Origin of the sequence: Acidisoma sp. L85 (assembly GCF_009765865.1) — a bacterium.
Classification (GTDB): Bacteria; Pseudomonadota; Alphaproteobacteria; order Acetobacterales; family Acetobacteraceae; genus Acidisoma.
Genome location: NZ_LMUQ01000052.1, coordinates 1 through 17966 on the forward strand (window position 1 = coordinate 1; position 17966 = coordinate 17966).

At 63.0% G+C, this 17966-nt stretch carries 18 protein-coding genes, 1 tRNA gene and 1 pseudogene; 8 read left to right on the plus strand and 12 right to left on the minus strand.

The features are described from left to right. The 7 genes from GSQ83_RS15850 to GSQ83_RS15880 all read left to right on the plus strand — a co-directional run. Positions 1 to 1083, plus strand: a 1083-nt coding sequence (locus tag GSQ83_RS15850) for a cbb3-type cytochrome c oxidase subunit I (RefSeq protein WP_158803853.1), incomplete at its 5' end; no start/stop codon positions are given. Beyond that, on the plus strand, positions 1083 to 2039 hold the full coding sequence (gene cyoE / locus GSQ83_RS15855; protein WP_158803854.1) for a heme o synthase: 957 nt from the start codon (positions 1083 to 1085) through the stop codon (positions 2037 to 2039). The genes GSQ83_RS15850 and cyoE, both read left to right, overlap by 1 nt. Beyond that, positions 2036 to 2209, plus strand: coding sequence for a hypothetical protein (locus tag GSQ83_RS15860; RefSeq protein ID WP_158803855.1), 174 nt, complete (start codon positions 2036 to 2038; stop codon positions 2207 to 2209). Before cyoE ends, GSQ83_RS15860 begins: the two co-directional genes overlap by 4 nt. A gap of 39 nt (positions 2210 to 2248) precedes the next feature. Then, complete coding sequence (locus GSQ83_RS15865; RefSeq protein ID WP_158803856.1) at positions 2249 to 3103, plus strand: cytochrome c oxidase subunit 3; 855 nt, start codon at positions 2249 to 2251, stop codon at positions 3101 to 3103. After that, the gene (locus tag GSQ83_RS15870) at positions 3096 to 3848 is read left to right on the plus strand and encodes an SURF1 family protein (protein WP_158803857.1); all 753 of its coding nucleotides are present in this window, start codon (positions 3096 to 3098) and stop codon (positions 3846 to 3848) included. The genes GSQ83_RS15865 and GSQ83_RS15870 overlap by 8 nt, the downstream gene beginning before the upstream one ends. After that, positions 3845 to 5362 carry a carboxypeptidase M32 gene (locus tag GSQ83_RS15875; RefSeq protein WP_158803858.1) on the plus strand — a complete coding sequence of 506 codons (1518 nt, stop codon included), beginning with the start codon at positions 3845 to 3847 and terminating at the stop codon, positions 5360 to 5362. The genes GSQ83_RS15870 and GSQ83_RS15875 overlap by 4 nt, the downstream gene beginning before the upstream one ends. 56 nt (positions 5363 to 5418) lie before the next feature. Then, positions 5419 to 5494: transfer RNA gene (locus GSQ83_RS15880), tRNA-Phe, on the plus strand. Positions 5495 to 5515: 21 nt separating this feature from the next. Here the strand turns inward: GSQ83_RS15880 and GSQ83_RS15885 are convergent. From GSQ83_RS15885 to GSQ83_RS15895, 3 genes are all read right to left on the minus strand, one after another. Continuing rightward, positions 5516 to 6229 carry a histidine phosphatase family protein gene (locus GSQ83_RS15885; RefSeq protein ID WP_158803859.1) on the minus strand — a complete coding sequence of 238 codons (714 nt, stop codon included), beginning with the start codon at positions 6227 to 6229 and terminating at the stop codon, positions 5516 to 5518. A 9-nt stretch (positions 6230 to 6238) separates the two neighbouring features. Next, positions 6239 to 6625 carry a YidH family protein gene (locus GSQ83_RS15890; RefSeq protein WP_216850231.1) on the minus strand — a complete coding sequence of 129 codons (387 nt, stop codon included), beginning with the start codon at positions 6623 to 6625 and terminating at the stop codon, positions 6239 to 6241. A 701-nt stretch (positions 6626 to 7326) separates the two neighbouring features. After that, a complete protein-coding gene (locus GSQ83_RS15895; protein WP_158803861.1) occupies positions 7327 to 7659 on the minus strand; it encodes an L-rhamnose mutarotase in 333 nt (110 codons plus the stop codon). Between the two features lie 176 nt (positions 7660 to 7835). On the opposite strand from GSQ83_RS15895, the gene GSQ83_RS15900 reads away from it, so the two are divergent. Further along, a complete protein-coding gene (locus GSQ83_RS15900; RefSeq protein ID WP_158803862.1) occupies positions 7836 to 8630 on the plus strand; it encodes an aldolase in 795 nt (264 codons plus the stop codon). 33 nt (positions 8631 to 8663) lie between these two features. On the opposite strand, the gene GSQ83_RS15905 is transcribed toward GSQ83_RS15900, so the two are convergent. From GSQ83_RS15905 to GSQ83_RS15945, 9 genes and pseudogenes are all read right to left on the minus strand, one after another. Then, positions 8664 to 9146 (minus strand): nucleoside deaminase, encoded by a 483-nt coding sequence (locus GSQ83_RS15905; RefSeq protein ID WP_158803863.1) that lies wholly within the window; start codon positions 9144 to 9146, stop codon positions 8664 to 8666. Between the two features lie 61 nt (positions 9147 to 9207). Beyond that, positions 9208 to 10143, minus strand: coding sequence for an antibiotic biosynthesis monooxygenase (locus tag GSQ83_RS15910; RefSeq protein WP_158804191.1), 936 nt, complete (start codon positions 10141 to 10143; stop codon positions 9208 to 9210). A gap of 165 nt (positions 10144 to 10308) precedes the next feature. Then, the gene (locus GSQ83_RS15915; RefSeq protein ID WP_158803864.1) at positions 10309 to 11265 is read right to left on the minus strand and encodes a 3-hydroxyacyl-CoA dehydrogenase; all 957 of its coding nucleotides are present in this window, start codon (positions 11263 to 11265) and stop codon (positions 10309 to 10311) included. Positions 11266 to 11275: 10 nt separating this feature from the next. Further along, positions 11276 to 12034, minus strand: coding sequence for an ATP-binding cassette domain-containing protein (locus GSQ83_RS15920; RefSeq protein ID WP_158803865.1), 759 nt, complete (start codon positions 12032 to 12034; stop codon positions 11276 to 11278). A 3-nt stretch (positions 12035 to 12037) separates the two neighbouring features. Further along, positions 12038 to 13021: an ABC transporter permease gene (locus tag GSQ83_RS15925; RefSeq protein WP_158803866.1), complete on the minus strand. Its 984-nt coding sequence runs from the start codon at positions 13019 to 13021 to the stop codon at positions 12038 to 12040. Positions 13022 to 13129: 108 nt separating this feature from the next. After that, on the minus strand, positions 13130 to 14062 hold the full coding sequence (locus GSQ83_RS15930) for a substrate-binding domain-containing protein (protein WP_158803867.1): 933 nt from the start codon (positions 14060 to 14062) through the stop codon (positions 13130 to 13132). A gap of 167 nt (positions 14063 to 14229) precedes the next feature. Then, positions 14230 to 14970, minus strand: coding sequence for an aquaporin Z (aqpZ, locus tag GSQ83_RS15935; protein WP_158803868.1), 741 nt, complete (start codon positions 14968 to 14970; stop codon positions 14230 to 14232). Between the two features lie 272 nt (positions 14971 to 15242). Then, the gene (gene glgB, locus GSQ83_RS15940; protein ID WP_158803869.1) at positions 15243 to 17438 is read right to left on the minus strand and encodes a 1,4-alpha-glucan branching protein GlgB; all 2196 of its coding nucleotides are present in this window, start codon (positions 17436 to 17438) and stop codon (positions 15243 to 15245) included. Continuing rightward, positions 17435 to 17966: pseudogene (locus GSQ83_RS15945) on the minus strand (alpha-amylase); the annotation flags it as partial. The gene glgB and the pseudogene GSQ83_RS15945, both read right to left, overlap by 4 nt.

Sequence of the window (17966 nt, forward strand, 5' to 3'; positions counted from 1 at the left end):
GTTTCGTCCATCCTGGGCGCCATCAACTTCATCACCACCATCCTCAACATGCGCGCGCCGGGCATGACGTTGCACAAGATGCCGCTGTTCGTCTGGGCGCAGCTCGTGACCGCCTTCCTGCTGGTGCTGGCATTGCCGGTGCTCGCCGGTGGCGTGACGATGGAGATCACCGACCGCAACTTCGGCACGGCCTTCTTTGAGCCGGCAGGCGGCGGCGACCCGGTGCTGTTCCAGCATCTGTTCTGGTTCTTCGGGCATCCCGAGGTCTACATCATGATCCTGCCTGCCTTCGGGATCATCAGCCACGTCGTCAGCACCTTCTCCAAGAAGCCGGTCTTCGGCTATCTCGGCATGGTCTATGCGATGATCGCCATCGGCGTGGTCGGCTTCGTGGTCTGGGCGCACCACATGTTCATCTCGGGCATCTCGGTCGATAGCCGCGCTTACTTCATGGCCGCGACGCTGGTGATCGCGGTGCCGACGGGCATCAAGATCTTCTCCTGGATCGCGACGATGTGGGGCGGCGCCATCGAATTCGACACGCCTATGCTGTGGGCGATCGGCTTCATCTTCCTGTTCACGGTGGGCGGTGTGACGGGCGTGATCCTGGCCAATGCCAGCGTCGACCAGATCCTGCACAACACCTACTACATCATCGCCCATTTCCATTACGTGCTGTCGCTGGGCGCGGTCTTCGCGATCTTCGCCGGCTTCTACTACTGGATCGGCAAGATGACCGGGCACCCCTACCCCGAATTCTGGGGCAAGGTGCATTTCTGGCTCACCTTCATCGGCGTGAACCTGACCTTTTTCCCGATGCACTTCCTCGGCCTCGCCGGCATGCCGCGACGCTACCCCGACTATCCTGACGCTTTCTGGGGCTGGAACTTCGTCGCCTCGATCGGCGCCTTCATCTCGGGCGCTGGCGTGCTGGTCTTCTTCTACGTCGTCTACAAGACCTTTACCTCGAAGCAACACCTGCCCGCGAACTACTGGGGCGAGGGTGCGACGACGCTGGAATGGCACGTGCCCTCCCCGCCGCCGGCCCATACCTTCACGGAGGAGCTACCGCGCTTCAACTGATGGCCAGCATGATCGACAAGCGATTGGCGGGTCCGGCCGAGGCGGCGCTTCAAGCAAGCGCCTTCCCGGCCGGCGCCGAATTGGAGGACTGGATCGCGCTGCTCAAGCCGCGCGTGATGAGCCTTGTCGTGTTCACCGGGGTCATCGGCCTGGTGCTCGCGCCGGGGCATCTCAACCCGGTGCTGGCGATCACGGCCATCCTCTGCATCGCGGTCGGCGCGGGCGCGGCGGGCGCCATCAACATGTGGTACGACCGCGATATCGACGCGGTGATGCGCCGTACCGCCAACCGGCCGATACCGGCTGGGCGGATGGACCCGGCATCGGCGCTGGGCTTCGGCATTTTCCTCGCTTGCGCCTCCGTCCTGATGATGGCGATCGCGACCAATCTGGTGGCGGCGGGCGTGCTGGCCGGTTCGATCGGCTTCTATGTGTTCATCTATACGATGTGGCTGAAGCGGCGGACGCCGCAGAACATCGTCATCGGCGGCGCGGCCGGAGCCTTCCCGCCGGTTATCGGCTGGGCGGCGGTGACGGGCACCATCGACCTCGTGCCGCTACTCATGTTCGCCATCATCTTTTTCTGGACGCCACCGCATTTCTGGTCGCTGTCGCTCTATGCAAGCGGCGACTACGAGCGGGCGGGCGTGCCCATGCTGCCGGTGGTCTCCGGCCCGCGCAGCACGCGCTGGCATATCCTCGCCTATACGCTCGTGCTTTTGCCGGTGGCGGCGTCGCCCTGGATTGTTGGTTTCGTCGGCCTGCCCTATCTCGTGATCGCGACCGTGCTGAGCCTGATCTTCATCGGCTATGCGGTGCTGGTTCTGCGGGACGGGCAAGGCGCGGGTGGCGCGAGCCTGACCGATAACCGTCCGGCTCGGCGCGCTTTCCGGTATTCGCTGCTTTACCTGGCGCTGCTCTTCGCGGCGCTCGCGCTATGCCGGCTGATCGCTTGACCAAATCCGTTGTGGCTGAGGTTCCGGCGGCGACGCCGCGCCAGGCCTTCGACCGCCGGCGGAAGCGCGTGAATTGGGCGATCGGCGCGATGCTGGTGCTGTTTTGCCTGCTGTTTTATGCGATCGCCATGGTCAAGCTTTCGCACTACGGCTTATCGTGGATCGAGTAGACATGCCGCGGGCGGCGGCGCTGAGAGAGGCTTGAGGGAATGAGCAGCGAAACCGACCACGCGGCGATGACGGTCGAACCATCCGGGATCAAGAATCCCTATTTCTTCGTGCCGCATAGCTTCTTCCCCGTGCTCATGGCCTTCAGCGCCATGTTCGTGCTGATGGGGATCATCTTCGCCGCCCATTACGGCAGTTACATCCTGCTGGTGCTCGCCGTTCTCTCGGTGCTGTCCATCATGTTCTTCTGGTGGCGCAAGGTCGTCGCCGAGAGCGAGCATCCAACCTGGCACAGCGCCTTTGACCTCATCAGCGTGCGCTACGGCATGACGCTGTTCATCTCCTCGGAGGTAATGTTCTTCGTCGCCTTCTTCTGGGCTTTCTTCAACTTCGCGCTCTTCCCGGAGCGGGTCGCCGGAAGCACCCATGCGATCTGGCCGCCCGAAGGCATTCACACCTTCGACCCCTTCAGCCTGCCCTTCCTCAACACGATGATCCTGCTGCTGTCCGGCACGACCGTCACCTGGGCGCATCACGCGCTGATCGAGAATGACCGCAAGTCGCTCACCATCGGGCTTGCCGCGACGATCCTGCTCGGCCTCAGCTTCACCGGCTGTCAGGCGATCGAATACAGCCACGCGCCTTTCCATTTTTCCGGCGGCGGCATCTTCCCTTCGGTCTTCTTCCTGGCGACCGGTTTCCACGGTTTCCATGTGATCGTCGGCACCATCTTCCTCATCGTCTGCTGGTTCCGTGCGAAAGCCGGGCAGTTCACGCCGCAGCGCCATTTCGGCTTCGAGGCTGCCGCCTGGTATTGGCATTTCGTTGACGTGGTGTGGCTGTTCCTGTTCGTCTGCGTTTATCTCTGGGGCGCCAGCAAGGTCACCGTTGCCTGAAGGCAATCGCCTAACCGTCACTGCGCTTCCCAAGGCGGCGCCGCGATCCGGCCCGCCTCGTTCGCCGGCACTGCGCATCGCCGGTTTCGCGCTGCTCTGCGGACCGGTCTTCGCGATACTGATGGGGCTCGGCGCCTGGCAGATCGACCGGCTGGCCTGGAAGGAACGCATCCTCGCCACCATCGCCGCTGCCGAACGCGCGCCACCGGTGCCGGTGCCAGCCACGCCTTCGCCTTTCGAAAAGGTTTTCCTCACCGGCACTGTCGTTCCCGGCTCCGCCGCGCTGTTCGCGCAGGACGTGCGGGATGTTGGCGCCTCGACGGTCGAAGGTGGCGACCTCATCGCGATCCTGCGGCCGCCGACGGGGCAGCCGGTTCTCGTCGATCTTGGCTGGATGCCGGACGGTTCCCTCGCGCATGCCGATCTGCCGCCTAGCCTGACCGTCACGGGCTTTGCCCAGGCGCCGCAGAGCGCCAATGCGTTTACGCCCGATGACGACGTAGCGGGCCGCCGCTTCTACCTTCTCAATCCAGCCCTGATCGGCAAGGAACTCGGCCATCCTGACCTCGCGCCCTTTGTGTTAGTCGCCATGGGCCAGCCACCCCCACGCGGCTGGCCTCAGCCAGCGACGAGCCTGCCGCGACCCCCGAACGACCACCTGCAATACGCGCTGACCTGGTTCGGCCTTGCCGGCGTGTTGCTCATTCAATTCAGCTACTGGACCTACAAGGTGCTGCGCCCATGACGACGACCGCCCGTGCCGCCTATGACCGCCTCACCGCCCGTTTCGCCAGGATCGCCACGTTGCAGGAAGCGAATGCCGTGCTGACCTGGGACTCCTCGGTCATGATGCCGCCCGGAGGAGGCGCCGCCCGTGGCGACCAGCTCGCGGTGCTCTCCGGCCTCGCGCATGAATTGATGACGGCGGACGTCATGGCGGATGATCTTGCCGCTGCGGTGGACACGCCGCCGGATGACATTTGGTCGGCGGCCAACCTGCGCCTCATGCGCCACCAGCACCTACGCGCCATCGCGCTTCCCGCCGATCTGGTGGAGGCAAAGGCACGGGCGGGCGCCGCCTGCGAGATGCTGTGGCGGCAGGCGCGCCCCGAATCGAATTTCGCCCTGGTGGCTCCGGCATTGACCGAGGTGGTGCGGCTGTATCGCGAGTCAGCGACGGCGCTCGGCGAGGCGCTCGGCCTCGCGCCCTATGACGCGCTGATGGACGGCTTCCAGCGCGGCATAGGCTCAGCCGACGTCGAACCTGTCTTCGCCGCCTACGAGGCGTTCCTGGCCGAGGCCCTTCCCCTCGCGGAGGAGCTGCAATTGGCGCGCGATGTGGCGGAGCGGCCGCCGCTGGTGCCAGTGGGTCCCTTTCCGATCGCCGGGCAGGAGACGCTGTGCCGTCACCTCTCCGCTTCGGCAGGACTCGATTATGCCCATGCCCGGCTCGACCGCTCGGCGCATCCCTTCAGCGGCGGCACGCCAACCGATATCCGCATAACCTCGCGCTACGACGAGACCGGCTGCCTCCAGGGCCTCATGGGCGTGATGCACGAGACCGGCCACGCGCTCTATTCCGCCGGGCAACCCGCCGCGCACCGGCGCCAGCCGGTCGGTGAGGATGCCGGCATGGGCGTGCACGAAACCCAGTCGCTGCTGATGGAGAAGCAGGTTTGCTGCGGCGATGCCTATCTGTCCTGGCTCGCGCCGCAGCTTCAGGCGGCCTTTGGCAATCAGCCGGCCTTCACCGCGCGCAACCTGTCGCGCCTGCTGGGCCGGCTGGAGCGCGGGTTCATCCGGGTGGAGGCCGACGAGCTGACCTATCCGGCCCATGTCATCCTGCGCTTCCGGCTGGAGCGAGCACTGATTGCCGGCGACCTCTCCGTGTCGGATCTACCCGGCGCCTGGAACGAGGGTTTCCGCGCGCTGCTCGGCCTCACGCCGCCCGATGACCGACGTGGCTGTTTGCAGGACATCCACTGGTACGACGGCGCCTTCGGCTATTTCCCGAGCTACACGATGGGCGCGATGGGCGCCGCGCAGATCATGGCGGCGATCCGGCGGAATTTGCCGGATATCGATGACGCCATCGCGCATGGCAACATGGCGCCATTGCTCGGCTGGGTGCGGCGGGAGGTTCATGGACGCGGCAATCTGCTGGGCTTCAACGACCTGCTGCGGGCCGCGACGGGCAAGCCGCTCGACCCCACCGACTTCCAGGCTCATCTCCACGCGCGCTATCTCACGCCGGCCTGATCGCCGCCCCCTTGATCCGGTTCCGTGGCTGCGCTACCCACGCCCCGCGGACCTGTGCCCAGGTAGCTCAGTTGGTAGAGCATGCGACTGAAAATTGCAGTGTCGGTGGTTCAATTCCTCCCCTGGGCACCATCCTCCTTTGCAACAACAAGCCTATCGCTCGCAGCCGGGCGCCGTGCCGGATAGTCTGGGCGCGCCCCATGCGTTGGCGGCTAGAGCCGGTTGTCCCGGCACGAAGTCCTGCCGCACCATGCGAAAGCTGGTCGGACTGTCGGATCCCGGCCGGTCGTAACGCACGATCCAGAAGTAATCGTAGTTCGACCCCCACCAGTCCTTCGGCACGCCTGGCAGGCGGTCGAGGTGGAGCAGCTGGCGCAACATCACCGGCTCGCCGGGGAAGCGTGTTTTGAGGTTGGAATGGGCGATGTGGTCATGCTCCCAGACCATCACGATCGTCTTCCCGGTCCAACGCGGGTTGGTCAGCACGTCATGCGCCGCTCGCCGGGTCGCCTGATTGAGAGCGAGCGCAAAGTCCTCCGGGGAGGCTGGAAGCACGGAATAGGTGATGAGCGGAAGTCCCCAGCTTGTCGCGGCGGGCGTTGCCGTTTCCAGCGTGTGCAGGGAGACCGCGAAAAATGCCGCCGGAGGTTGGCTGGCCGGGAAGAGCGAATCTCGCGCATCGCGGCCGAGATATTGCTTCACCAAGGCAAGTGACCGCTGGGTGCCAGCCGGACAGAGACGGAAGTTGTCGGCCTTCTCGGCGTGGCGAAGGATGATGATTTCCGCTGGCTGTGCCTCAGCCCGCAGCATTGGCGCAGCGCAACAGGCCGCGACTAACAGCAACCCGGCGAGACACGACCGCATCATGCGCCAGCCCTAAACTCTGCTGATCACGGTGTAGGACAGGTAGACGAACAGGGTCGCGCCGAGGAGGACGAGCAGACTCACGAGCGCCGTGTCCATGCGGCCGCCGCTACCGGGGCGTATGTCAACGGCGTCGATATTGAGGGCAACGCGGCGAAAGCGGATCAAGGACAGGACGATCATCGTGCCGCCAAGCAAAATCAGCAGCAGCCCCGCGACATTGCCGACCACCTGACCGAGAATCCCCGGTTTCCAGGCGCCATTCACGCCCGTCATGATTTCCAGGAACAGATCGAACTTCTCGACCAGGAAGCCGAAGGCCATGACGGCGATTGATGTGCGAACCCAGGCCAGGAAGGTCCGCTCATTCGCAGAATGGTCGCTATAGCGCTCGATCAATGGTTGCATCCTTGGCCGCGCGACGATCCGCCGTCTGGTTGCCTCGACGGGCCAAGGCATATCGCATCCTCAAGCAGCTTGCCACGTGCTCACGCCGCGGTGCCGAAGATGTCTTGTTGGTTAGCCCTCGCGTTTGGCGAAAGCGAAGGTCAACAGCGAACTGGAACCGCACTGTTCAAGCTGCGTACCGCATACAGCGCATTTGATCGAATGCTCGGTACCATCGGCGGGTCCCATCAGTCGCCTCGCATAGACGGCGTGACAGCCGCCGCACTTCACGTCCGTCGAGTCATCCGCGCCAAGCCTTTGCGCCATGCCTTACCCTCCCGTCTTCACGCGGGACTCACCCGTCAACGACGACCAAGTCTAGGCTTTGCCCTAGTAGCCGCAGCGTTCGGGAACAGCCCTCCGTCAAAGCCGAGGATACCAAGCGCGGCCCGCGAATAGCTACCAACCTGGAGGAAGAAGACCCGTCAAAGACCGGAATTTGCCCGTAAAGCTGATGTACGATCCGCCAAGCGTGGTAGTCATTCCGGATAATATGGAGCGCTAGTAAATCTTTTGGATCGTGGAGAGCGATTTTACCTGTCCGGCGGCTCGCCGGGCGACCCGCCCCCCTCACGTCTCATCACTTTGGCCGAGCAGCGGCAATACCAGAAGCCGAGTTCCGCCGCCGCTCAGCGAGGTGGTGGTGACCCTCATCAATCGAGATGGAATACCTCCTCCATGCTGGCCCACCACTCGCCCTCGGCACGGGTGGGAAGCGGGCGCTGGCAAGGGATGCAGATCTCCCACCATTTCTGCGTGATCGGATCCGCCGCCATCGCCGCCATGTCCGCGCCGAAATCCGTGCCAAGATATTCCCAATAGGCAAAGAGCAGGTTCTCAGGCTCCCGCAGGAAGATCGAATAGTTGCGGATATTGCTGGCGGAGATCCGCGCCAGCACCCCCGGCCAGACATCGGCGTGCAACCGCTTGTATTCCGCGATTTTTTCCGCGTTCAGCCCAATGCACATGCCCATGCGCTTCGCCATCTGCGTTCCTTTCGGTTTCTAGCCAAGACGATAGACGCACCGCGCATTGCCATTGAAGGGCTGTTCCACTTCGGTCTGGTGCAGCCGGCGACCGGCACGCCTGTGCCCCTCCCCCTTGGCTCGCCGATGTGCATGGGCTTCACTTGTGCCGCAAAGTTCTAGCTGGGAGTTCGGTCATGGCTCGTGAGCTGGCGTCGCCTGAAGCGACAGCGAAACCGCTGCTGCGCAATTCCTGGCGGGATGCCAAGGCCGTCGCGTTGGCGCGAGGGGATCTCGCGGCGTGTTTTCGTATGGCGGCGCGGCTTGGGCTTCAGGAGGGGATCTGCAACCACTTCTCGGCCGTTGTGCCGGGCCATCCCGATTTGTTCCTGGTCAATCCCTATGGCCTCTCCTTCGCGGAAGTAACCGCGTCGAGCCTGCTCGTCTGCGATTGGGAGGGCAATGTCCTGGAAGGCGACGGCGTGCCCGAGGCGACGGCGTTTTACATCCACGCGCGCCTGCACAAGCACAAGCCGCAGGCCCGGGCGGCGTTTCATACCCATATGCCCTATGCGACCGCGCTATCGATGATCGAGGGGCCGCCATTCGTTTGGGCAGGCCAGTCGTCGCTGAAATTCTACGGGCGTGTCGCGGTCGATGAGAAATACAATGGCCTCGCCTTGGACGAGGCGGAGGGGGATCGCATCGCCGCTTCTGTCGGCGACGCCAATATTGTCTTCATGAAAAACCATGGCGTGATGGTGCTCGGCGCGTCGATCGCCGAGGCTTGGGATGACCTCTACTACCTTGAGCGGGCCGCACAGGCGCAGCTTCTGGCGATGAGTTCCGGCCGCCCCTTGCTGCCGATCCCGGACGAGATCGCAAGCCGTGTCGCCACCCAAATCGCCGTAGGTCAAGGCGAGAGCGCGCGTCTCCACCTCGAAAGCGTCAAGCGCATCCTCGAACGCGAGGATCCGGCCTTCCTGGCTTGACGTTGCGCCAAGGGAAGGCCGGAGCTTCGAGGCTCAGTAGGGAACGCGGTCGGCCTTGTTCTTGTATTTCTTCCAGACCTCGACGGCCTCGGCTTGCATAATCTGCTGGCTCGGGATGGAGCGCTCGGTCGCCGGCTTTTTCAGCTCCGAGAAGATCATGCTGTCATCGAAATCGCCATATTTCAGCGCATCGGCATTGGTCGAGGCGAAGTAGATGTTTTTGATGCCGGCCCAATAGGCGGCCGCCGCGCACATCGGACAGGGCTCGGCGCTGGTATAGAGCGTCGCGTCGCGCAGCTTGAAATTGCCCTCTTTCTTACAGGCATTGCGGATCGCCTCGATCTCGCCATGCCAGGTCGGATCGTTTTCCGCGACGACGCGGTTGCGGCCCTCGGCGAGAATCTTGCCGTCCTGCACGATGACGCAGCCGAACACACCGCCGGCACTGTCGATCAATGCTGTTTGCTCGGAGAGTTCGATGGCTCGTGTCATGAATTTTCTGTCGTCTTCGGTCATGGACTACCTTTCCGATTGGATTTTCAGGACGCGCCGCACATAGGAGATCTTCTTATTTGCCCTAGTACAGCAGCATGAAGATCAGCACTTCCGCTGCGTACAGCGCGAGCAATGTGCAGACACCCATGACCTCTATGAGCCAGCGCCGCGCCGGGTTCGGCTGCAGCCACCAGCCCAGGAATTTCACCGCAATATTCATCAACGGCCAGGACACCAGGGAAACACTGATCGCATTGCCGATGAAAGTCGCGATCGCGACATGCTGGCCGCGCAGAAACGGGCTGAGGAAACGAATTTCCAGCATCACCACCGGAAACAGCACGAGCAGAACCAGCGTCGTTTGTTTCCAGGCTGGCGCCGGCGCCCGGTCCGGCTCGCTGGGGAACCAGCCACCGAAAGGACTCGCCATCCTCTGACTTTTCCAGTGAGAGACGAGCGGATCGGCAGTCTGGAGAAGGGCCTTTCTCTCGGTTGAGCTAAGCCAGGCCTCGAGCTGAGCGGGCGTGGAGTAGCGGACAAGCGTCGTCCAATACGGCACTTCCGCCGACAAAGGCGCCTGTACCAGCGTTCCCATATAGCCCGGGAAAATCGCTTGCTTTGCCTGGACGCTCTCGGCCCAGGCCTGGAAGGATCCTTCTTTTCCTGGTTCGACGACAGAGGTGATGACTTCGGTGACGCAGGACAGCGAATGAAAGTCGGGAGCCACTTCTTCCTGCGGCTCGGCCTTGGCCGAACCCTGCATGCGGGCGAGGTCGGCGAGCAGGCTGATGCGCTGGGCGGATTTTCGCCAAAGCTCGAGCATTTCGGCCGAGCGAAAACGCTGGATGACATGCCAATCCGGCGAACCCGCGAAGGCGGGGATAATCTCCAGGCTCACGAAACCGGAGGCGGCCGAGGCGGCCCGCGTGAAGGCGGATTGCCAGGTCGCGAAGAGATTGTCGTTGCCCGAAGCGACGGTGACCTTCGTCGTGACGCCAGTTGCGGAAGGCAAAGCCATTCCGCTCATCCAAGAAAATCCGGGCAGATTCGCCCAGTCTGGTCTCTGCAGAACTCGGTCAAATTAGTCTTCCGCCTTTATTGAGGACGAAATTTAAATTGCAATGGGAGCAAGCTTAACTAATTTTGCGCGGCAAGGGTAGAGTTAGCCTTCGACCCAAGACGGCTATTTTTCCGGCTGTTCAAGGCGAGCGGAAAGCGCCTTCATCATCATCCGGTCCCGCCAGGCCACACGATCTTCCCATTGGTCGAGCGGCAACAGAGCGCGGCGCGCTTTCTCGACTTGCCTGACCAATTCGGGCGTCCAGGGATCGTGCTGGCCGCGCTCCGCGCCCATGCGCTCATAGGCCGGGCCTATCTTGGCCGCATGAGCGGCAATTCCGCCGCGTGTATTGAGATCGGCTGTTTCGAAAGGCCCGATCACCGACCATCGCCGGCCGGGCCCATCCCTCACCACCTGGTCGATTTCGTCGACCGACACGACACCATCCCGCACCAGGCAGTATGCTTCGCGTAGCAGCGCGCCTTGCAGGCGGTTGAAGACGAATCCCTCGATTTCCTTGCGTAGCCGGACCGGCGAAAGTCCGGCAGCACGGTAAATTTCGCCGCAGCGCGCAGTTGCCGCCTCGCTCGTAAAAGGCGCCGGCACGACTTCGATGACCGGAATGAGGTAAGGCGGATTGCCCGGATGACCGACGAGGCAACGCGCCCGGCCCGGCAATTCCTCGGCGAATGACGAGGGCTGCAAAGCCGAAGTCGAGCTCGCCAGAATTGCCTCGGCGGGGGCGACACGATCGAGAGTGGCGAAAAGCTCGCGCTTGAGGTCGAGCCGCTCGGGCGCGCATTCCTGCACCAGAGCCGCGTCCGCGACGGCCTCCTCAACGCTCGGGACAATCGTGACCCTGGCAAGAATCTCGTCCGGCGTTTCGGCGATGAGAGCGTAGGTTTCGAGGTCGCGAAGCCGCTGCGTGATCTCGCCGGGCGCCGCTTCACGTCGCGCGGAGTCAGGATCCTGAAGCCTTGCGGAAAAACCCGCGCGCGCGAAAACGATGGCGAAAGCCACCCCGATGCTGCCCGCCCCGATGATCGCGATCGCGCTGCCGCCTGGTGTCTCGGCGAGCATCTTGGCTGCGCTAGCCAACGTAGTCGGACATGCCCGTGATGACGCTCTCGACTTCCTCGACACTGCTGCGCTTCGGATCGATATCCTCGGCCACCACCTTGCCGCGTCGCATGACCACGATCCGGTCGACCACCTGAAACACATGGTGGATGTTGTGGGCAATGAAAATGCAGGAGTGTCCCGAGTCCCGCGCGCCTCGCACGAAGCGCAGCACGCCCTGGGTTTCAGCGACGCCTAGATTGTTGGTCGGCTCATCCAGGATGATGAGGTCGCTGTCGAAATGCATCGCGCGTGCAATGGCGACCGCTTGCCGCTCGCCACCGGACAGGGAGCCGATGGGCGTGCTGGGCGGAATGTCCTTGCTGATACCCACCTGTTTCAGCAGCTCGCGCGCCACAGTCTCCATGGCGCCGTGATCCATCCGGTTGAGGAAACGCGGTCCCTTCAGTGGCTCGCGGCCGAGGAACAGATTGCGCGCGATGGAAAGCTGCGTGACCAGAGCGGAATCCTGGTAGATCGTCTCGATCCCGAGCGCGATAGCGTCCGTCGTGCTCTTGATATCGACCTTGCGGCCACGGACGAAAATCTCGCCGCTCGTCAGCGGCACGGCACCAGACAGCACCTTGATGAGCGTCGATTTGCCCGCGCCATTATCGCCCAGCAAGCCGACAATTTCGCTCTCGCCGACCGTCAGGGTCGCATCGGTGAGCGCCTGCACGCGGCCATAGGACTTGCTGACATGCGACATGCGGATGAGTGGTTCGGCCATCGCCTAGGTTCCCGCGTTGTGGCGGCGTTCGAGGCCGGAATGCAGCGCCATCATGCCAAGTATAATCGCACCGATGAAGATGTTGTAGGCCAGTCCGGGCACGCCGACAAAGACGATGCCGTTCCGCATGACGCGCAGGATCAGCACACCCAGAACCGTGCCGATAATCGTGCCGCGTCCGCCGGTCAAAGCGGTGCCGCCGATGACGACCATCGCAATCACCTCAAGCTCATAGCCGGTACCGCTATTGGGGTTGGCAGCCGAGGTGCGGATGGAGCTTATGATTCCGGCGAGCGAGGCCATGAGCGAGCAAAGAATGAACAGGCCGACCTTTGTCCGATCGACATTCACGCCGCGCGCGCGGGCGGCATTCGCATTGCCTCCGGCCGCCTGGATCCAGTTGCCGATCTTCGTCTGCGTCAGCACATAGCCGAGCAGAAGGGCCGCGCCGACGAACCAGAACACCGACATATAGACGCGGAATGAGCCGATATAGAACTCACCCGCCAGCGCCTGAGCGAGCCAGCTACCGCCCGCACTCCAGGTGCGCTGCGGAAAACCGTCGGTCATGAACAGGGCCGTTCCGCGCACCACCAGAAGCATGCCGAGCGTCACGAGGAAGGACGGGATTTTTAGCCTCGTCACGAACCAGCCGTTGACGAGGCCGACAAACGCCGCGACCAGCATCGAAATGACGAAGGCGACTTCCAGGGATGTGGCACCACTATTGCGCAGCGTCCACATCAGCACTGGAGAAAAGCCAAACAGCGAGCCCACCGAAAGGTCGAATTCTCCCGAGGTCATCAGCAAGGTCATCGCCAAGGCGATGAGGCCGAGTTCGACGGTGAAAGCCAGCGTATTGCTGATGTTGAGGGGCGAGAGGAAGTCGTCATTGATCGATCCGAATACGGCGATCTCGACGATGAGGAGGATCAGCGGTCCAAGCTCGGGCTTGGCGATCAGGCGTCGGACAAGGCTATTTTCCACGTGAGATCCGCGATCCTCTTGGAATGAAGGAGGAGGCCGCGCCGGATAAGGGCGCGGCCATCGTCAAGAAAAGGGGCGTTCGCGCGACGATGCGATCGCCCCTCACACTCACTTGGCGGAGAGGATCTTGCTGTAAATATCAGCGTTGGTTTTGTCGTATAGCGCGCCCGTGATGATATTGAAGCCCGGACGGATGCCGCTGGATGCCATCGCGGCGAGAGAGAGCGCCACATAGCTGGTCGCCTGCGGATCCTGCCACTGTGCCGCGACAACATAGCCGTCGAGCACTTCCTGCGTCGTATCCAGTGAGTCGCCCCAGCCGATGACTGGGATTTCGCCGGGTTTGATGCCGACCTGATCGAAGACGCGCTTGATGCTGCCATTCACCAGATCGCCGAGGCCGATGATCGCCTTGATCTTCTTATGATTGGCGGTGAGGTAGTCGGACATGCGGCTGATGATCTCGGCCTGATCAAGCGTCGAATCCGTCACTTCCCAGGTAATGCCGAGCGGTTTGAGCACACTCGCGGCGCCCTGCTCCTCCTGCACGCCATAGGTGGCGCCGGGAACCTCGACCGGCATCCAGACGAAATCGCCAGCTTTGATGAGGTGATGATCAACGAGATATTGGGCCCAGCGCTTGCCGAAAGTCACATTGTCGCCACCGACATAGGCGTCGAAGCTCGCGGTGGGGTCTGGCGTATTGAAGTTGATGATCGGGATATGAGCCGCATTCGCTTCCTTCGCGATCTGCACGAGGCTGCCGGGATCCGGGCTGCTCGTTACGATGCCGTCCGCCTTGGCAGCGATGGCGGCACGCTCGGCTTCCTGCTGGGCCGCGACATCGCCATTGTGAAAGGACGTCTTGACGGTATTGCCCGTGTCCTTCGCCCATTGCTCCGCACCGGCGAGGAAATAGGTCCAGACCGGGTCAGCCGGTGAGCCGTGGGAGATCCAGTAGAATGTCTTGGCCTGGGAGGCGCCGGGAATCGCCACCGAAAGAAATGCAGTGCAAGCAATGACCGCTAATTTTCTCAGCATCTAGTCGCCTCCCATTATGAGCCGGCCATACCGGCCGGCGACATTTATTCCGGCTTATCATTGCCGATGAGAGGGAACGGTATCGCCTCCGTCTGGAAGATACAATCAGTATGGCAAGCGGGCGTGTGGTCAGCGGGCGGAGTTCGCCTGAACTCCGCCCTTGATGATCAGCTGACGAGGCGTTCTTCCACCACGACGGTATCCACGATTGTGTTGTGCTCATACATCCAGCGAGCAAGCAGCCCCGCTACGATTGCGCCGGCGATCGGCGCGAGCCAGAACAGCCAGAGCTGGTCGATGGCAGCGCCCCCCGCGAAGAGCGCCGGACCGGTGCTGCGCGCCGGATTGACCGAAGTATTGGTCACCGGAATGGACACCAGATGGATCAAGGTCAGGCCAAGACCGATCGGGATTCCGGCGAAGCCCGTTGCCGCGCCTTTGGAAGTCGTGCCGATGATGATGAAGAGAAAGAAAAACGTCATAAGAAATTCAGTGAGGAAGCAAGCGCCGAGCGAATACTTGCCGGGGCTGAGATCGCCATAGCCGTTCGAGGCGAAGCCGCCCGGAACCCAGCCTGGCTTGCCGGATGCGATGATATACAGCACCGCCGCCGCCAGAATTCCCGCGAGCACCTGGGCGACGACATAGGGCACCACATGCTTGTTGGCGCAGCGGCCGGAAGCCCAGAGCCCGAGGGTGACGGCGGGGTTGAAGTGGCCGCCGGAAATATGGCCGACGGCATAGGCCATGGTGAGCACTGTAAGCCCGAAAGCAAAGGCGACACCGACGAAGCCGATACCTAGGCCCGGATAGGCCGCAGCCAGCACCGCTGCTCCGCACCCTCCGAGAACCAGCCAAAACGTGCCGAAGAATTCGGCAATGACACGGCGCGACATATCGGAACCCATGAGGTCCTCCCGAATTATTTACCGCACCAATACGCTCGTGAAATATTCCTCTCAAGTTCTTCATCAGGCTTATGCGAAAGAGTTAGGAGGCACCGAGAGTACTACGTTGCATAGAGGCCGACGTCTGCTCGTGGACGAGATCCTCTTCAACTTCCCTCCTCATCGGAAGATATGGACCCCTCGATTGGTCGCATTGTCGTGCTCGGCAAGGACGGGACCGCCCGCGGCCGAGCATGACGCTGGCAGGCGAGGCGAGTGCCAACGGAGTAGTTTTACTCCGCGACCAAGATCAGCGTTGCGAGCGGCGGTATGGTCACGGTGAGGGATGCGGGCCAGTCGCCGTGGGGCGCATCCTCGGCCCGAACGAAACCGCCATTGCCCATGTTCGACCCGCCATAGATGCCGGCATCGCTGTTGAGGGCTTCGCGCCAGACACCCGCGACCGGCGCGCCCAATCGGTAGAATTCGCGCGGCAGCGGAGTGAAGTTACAGATCGCGATCACCGGCTTATCCCCGAGATCGCCCTGTCGCAGATAGGCGAAGACGCTCTGTTCGCGGTCATCCATCACCACCCAGCGGAAGCCCTCGGGATCGCAGTCGTGGCGATGGAGTGCGGGCTGCTCGCGGTAGAGCGCGTTGAGGTCGCGCACCAGCGACTGGACGCCGGCATGGGCCGGATCGTCGAGCAAACCCCAGTCGAGCGAACGGTCGTGGTTCCACTCGCGCTCCTGGGCGATCTCACCGCCCATGAAGAGCAGCTTCTTGCCGGGATGGGTCCACATGAAGCCGAAATAGGCGCGCAGATTGGCGAATTTCTGCCACCGGTCCCCCGGCATCTTCCCGATCAGCGAACCCTTTCCGTAGACCACCTCGTCATGCGACAGAGGCAGCACGAATTTCTCGGAGAAGGCATAGACCAGCCCGAAGGTCATGCTGTCGTGGTGCCAGCGGCGATTGATCGAGTCCTCCTCCATGTAATGGAGGGTGTCGTGCATCCAGCCCATGTTCCACTTGTAGTCGAAGCCGAGCCCGCCCTCGTCGGCGGGCCGTGAGACGCCCGGCCAGGCGGTGCTTTCCTCGGCGATTAGGACCGAGCCGGGGCAGCGCGACTTCATCTCGCGGCTGAGTTCCTGGAGGAAGGACACCGCCTCGAGGTTTTCGCGGCCGCCGTAGATATTCGGCACCCACTCACCCTGTTTGCGGCTGTAGTCCCGATAGAGCATCGAGGCCACGGCATCCACGCGGATGCCATCGACATGGTAGTGCTCCAGCCAATGCAGCGCGCTGCCGATCAGGAAGCCGCGCACCTCGTTGCGGCCGAGATTGTAGATGTAGGTGTTCCAGTCCTGGTGGAATCCCTCCAGCGGATTGCCGTGTTCGTACAGCGGCGTGCCGTCGAAGCGGGCCAGGCCATGCGCGTCGGTCGGAAAATGCGCGGGCACCCAGTCCAGAATGACGCCGATGCCGGCCGCATGGCAGCGATCGACGAGCCAGGCGAAGCCTTGCGGCGGCCCGAGGCGTGCCTGCGGCGCGAATTGGCCGAGCGGCTGGTAGCCCCAGCTGCCGCCGAAGGGATGCTCCATGATCGGCATCAGCTCGATATGAGTGAAGCCCATGCCACTGACATAAGGCACCAGCTTCTCCGCAAGCATCATCCAGCCGTTCTCGCCCTGCTCCTCCTCCTGCAGCCAGGACGCGGCATGAACCTCGTAGACGGAGATCGGCGCGTTCGTGGCGACGCTTTCCGCACGGCGCTTGAACCAGTCCTGGTCGGTCCAGCGCAGCCGCTCATCGACGATGACGGAGGCCGTGGCCGGGGGCGGCTCGGCCAAAGCGGCCACTGGGTCGGCCTTTAGCGGAAGCAGGCCGCCGTCGGGTCCAAGCAGCTCGTATTTATAGGTGGCGCCGGCGCCAAGGCGGGGGATGAAGATATCCCATACGCCCGCGCTGACATGATTCCGCATGGGGTAGCGGCGGCCATCCCAGCGGTTGAAGCTGCCGACGACGGACACACGCCGAGCATTCGGCGCCCAGACTGCGAAACGCACGCCGCGCACGCCGTCGATCTCCGCGAGATGCGCGCCGAGCGCCTGGCCGATTTCCCGGTGGCGACCTTCCGCCAGCAGATAGATGTCGAAATCCGTCAGCGTGGGCGGGAAGGAATAGGGATCCTCAGTCTCCCGCACCACGTCGCGTGCGGTGATCCGCAGATAGTAGGGAACCGGCGTCGGCAGCAGACCGCACCAGAAGCCGGCTGGATCGATTTGGCTCAGCCGCGCCAGAACTTGCCTGCCGTCGCGCGCCAGCACCTCAACCGAAGTCGCGTCCGGGATGAAGCAACGCACGGCGATGCCGCCCGCGACCGCATGTGGCCCAAGCACCGAGAACGGATCGCCATGCCGCGCGTGAACAATGGCGTCGATCGCTCCTGGATCGGGAAGCCCGATACTTCCGCTATAACCATTCATGCGACTACCCCGACACTCAGCACGCGTTCGGCAATGCCCTTGAGGCCGCGCAACGGAATCCGCAGCCAGTTGGGCCGGTTCGCAGCCTCGTAACGGATCTCGTAGGCAGCCTTTTCCATGAGGAACAGGTCAAGCAGCGGATCCTCCGCCTCGATCGGCACCCAGGGCCGCTCGGAGGTTTCCAATGCCATGCGATAGGCGTCGAGGAAAGTCTTGGCCGCACGAGCGCGGAAATGCTCCAGCAGCGCGGCATGGCGTTCCGCCGCTTGCGGCGCCAGGGCGGCACGGCTGAGGGCAGCGGCGGCGGCGGCATAGTCGAAGCTCCGCAGGATCCCGGCGGCATCGCGCAGCCCGCTCGACTTCAGGCGCCGCTGTTCAGTCGGCCGCGCAGGCTCACCCTCGAAATCGACGATGAAGGCGTCGTTCTGCACGACCAGCACCTGGCCGAGATGGAAGTCACCATGGATGCGGGTGCAGAGCGCGCCCTTGCCCAAAGCCGCGAGGCGATAAGCCGCCTTCTCCAAAGCC